The organism is Dialister succinatiphilus YIT 11850, assembly GCF_000242435.1.
In the GTDB taxonomy this organism is placed as follows: Bacteria; Bacillota; Negativicutes; order Veillonellales; family Dialisteraceae; genus Dialister; species Dialister succinatiphilus.
Genome location: NZ_JH591193.1, coordinates 1 through 2,980 on the forward strand (window position 1 = coordinate 1; position 2,980 = coordinate 2,980).

A 2,980-nucleotide genomic window follows, 5' to 3' on the forward strand; every position below is an offset into this window, starting at 1 on the left:
CTCTGCCCCGTACACCCTTTCCCGCTTCGCGGGACTTCCCCTCAAGGGGAAACGAGAAAATAGGTGGCACTGGATATTGTGTCACATATGACACAAACAGCTAATCCCGTAACGCTCCTTGCGTCCCCTTTAGGGGAAGAGGGCCACAAAGTGGCGAAGGGGTGGACGGTGGTAATCCTGATTATGATACTCTATGCTGACGTGACCGCCGCAGGCAGCTTATAAAACTCTGCGCCCAAAGGGCGCCACCACCACCCTCAGCGGCAGGGCCGCTGTCGCCCCCTGAGCGAAGCGAACACAACCTTTCTACACAACCCGCGGCGTTAGCCACGCCCCTTTTTTTATAATCTGCGCCCGCAGGGCGCTACCACAACCCTCGGCCCGAAGGGCCGTCAAACTTACGGACCTTAAGAACCCTCGGGGCGTAGCCCCGTCAACCTTCACACCGCAGGTGTGTCCAATGGCGCGTCCAACACATAGAAAAACCTCAGCCATGCTTATCGAGACTCTTGAATATTGTAACGGTCCATGATATACTATGACTACAGCGATGAAGCAGAAGAAAGTGACTATCGAACAGTATGAAAGGTTGTATTTCTTACTGCTGCTGAAAGAAACATCCCGCCGGACTACCGGATATCGTACAAACTCCGGCGGAGCATCTCATACAAAGGGGATTTACCCCGCAAGTGATTGAAAGGAAGGTATTAGTATGGCAAAAGCAGACATTCAGGAACAGTATGGACTCTTTATTAACGGCGAATTCGTTCCGGCTTCTGACGGCGCTACCTTTGACGCCCACAATCCGGCAAATGGCGAGCACTTGGCTTATTTCGCAGAAGCAACCAAAGAAGACGTGGACAGCGCAGTGAAGGCAGCAAGAGCAGCCCTTCCGGCCTGGTCCAAAACATCTCCTATTGAAAGGCAGAACATCCTGCTGAAAATTGCAGATATTATTGATGCCAATGCAGACCACCTGGCACTGGTGGAAACACTGGACAACGGCAAACCTATCCGTGAAACCAAAGCTGCCGACATTCCCCTGGGCAGCGACCATTTCCGCTACTTTGCAGGCTGCCTCCGTGCATGGGAAGGCTCTGCCACCATGCTGGACGACAACACCCTGTCCCTCATTCTCCATGAACCGGTAGGTGTAGTAGGCCAGGTCATTCCCTGGAACTTCCCCTTCACCATGGCATGCTGGAAACTGGCTCCTGCCCTGGCAGCCGGAAACACCATCGTCATTAAGCCCTCTTCCCACACATCCCTCTCCCTCATGGAACTCACCCGTCTCATTCAGGACGTACTTCCGAAGGGCGTATTGAACGTCATCACCGGCAAAGGCTCCAAATCCGGTCAGTGGCTCCTTGACCACCCGGACCTGGACAAACTGGCCTTCACCGGTTCCACCGAAGTCGGCCACGGCGTATACCAGGCTGCCTGCGACAAACTCATCCCCGTCACCCTGGAACTGGGCGGCAAATCTGCCAACATCGTATTTGACGATGCAGACCTGGCCCAGGCCGTAGACGGCGCATGCAAAGGCATCCTCTTCAACCAGGGACAGGTATGCTGCGCAGGCTCCCGCCTCTTCGTACAGGAAGGCATTTTTGACGAATTTGTAAAACACCTGAAAGCCACCTTTGAAAGCGTAAAGATCGGTGACCCCACAGATCCAGAAACCCAGCTGGGCGCCCAGATTTACAAATCCCAGCAGGACAAAGTACTGAAATACGTACAGATCGGCATTGACGAAGGCGCCAAACTCATTACCGGCGGCGAAAGATACACCGAAAACGGCTGCGACAAAGGCTTCTTCATGAAACCTACCATCCTTGTCACCGACAAGAACAGCGACCGCGTATGCCAGGAAGAAATCTTCGGACCGGTGGTAGTAATCCAGAAATTCAAAACTGCCGACGAAGTCATCGCCCTGGCCAACGACAGCGTTTACGGCCTTGGCGGCGCCGTATTCACCAAGAACATCAATACCGCCCTCAAAGTAGCCCGCGGAGTCCGCACCGGCCGTATGTGGGTCAACACCTACAACGACCTCCCTGCAGGCGCCCCCTTCGGCGGCTACAAACAGTCCGGTATCGGCAGAGAAACCCATAAAGTCATGCTGGAACACTACAGCCAGATGAAGAACATCTACATCAACCTCAAAGAAGGCGTCAGCGGCATGTACGACATTAAATAATGACCGCTGAAAAAACTCCTTTCCCCCGGGAAGGGAGTTTTTTTATGGAAAGAAATGGGAAGCCCGGAGAGACTGTAGGTCGGGATCGGGACCGGGACGGTGCTTTCCAGTATTCCCGAAGGTTGACACGCCCTTACGGGTGTGAGGGTTGAGCCAGCCGCCGGGCCTTTGGCCCTGGGCTGCCAGGGTTCTGTCCGGGACCGGCTGACGCCTCCCGGACGGGCTCCGGGCTTCCGCCCTCGGGAGGTATGAAGTATTGTGGAGGTCCTGCATAGGACCTCCAAGTCAGCCAAGGTAGGCCCTTAGCCTGCCCATTAAAGGGCTTACCTATCGGTTGGCTGACCGTGCCCACTGGGGAGGTACGGCGCCTTCGGCGCCATTTTTTATACCGCCTTTGTCGGCGAAAACCATACAACTGCCCTGGCGCCCTATGGGGCTTGAGGGTTCAAAGAGTTCAAAAGGTGGTGCTTTCCAGCATTCCCGTAGGTGCCTGCGCCTGCGGCGCAGAGGGGCCTATGGCATCCATCGGGCCTCTGGCCCTCGGTGCCAAGGGTTGTGTAGAAAGGTTGCATCGCTTCGCTCAGGGGGCCGCCGATTGGCGGTCAGGACCGTGATGGAGCATTCTATCGGTGCTCTGCCCCGTACACCCTTTCCCGCTTCGCGGGACTTCCCCTCAAGGGGAAAAGAGAAAATAGGTGGCACTGGATATTGTGTCACATATGACACAGACAGCTAATCCCGTAACGTTCCTTGCGTCCCCTTTAGGGGAAGAGGGCCACG

General features: G+C 55.4%; 2 protein-coding genes. Both read left to right on the forward strand.

All coding sequences use genetic code 11. The features are described from left to right. Nucleotides 1-87: 87 nt before the first annotated feature. Complete coding sequence (locus HMPREF9453_RS12215) at nt 88-225, forward strand: hypothetical protein (protein ID WP_187368088.1); 138 nt, start codon at nt 88-90, stop codon at nt 223-225. A gap of 487 nt (nt 226-712) precedes the next feature. Further along, nucleotides 713-2,200, forward strand: a complete 1,488-nt coding sequence (locus HMPREF9453_RS10910; RefSeq protein WP_008860626.1) for an aldehyde dehydrogenase family protein — start codon at nt 713-715, stop codon at nt 2,198-2,200. The last annotated feature ends 780 nt before the right edge of the window (nt 2,201-2,980 follow it).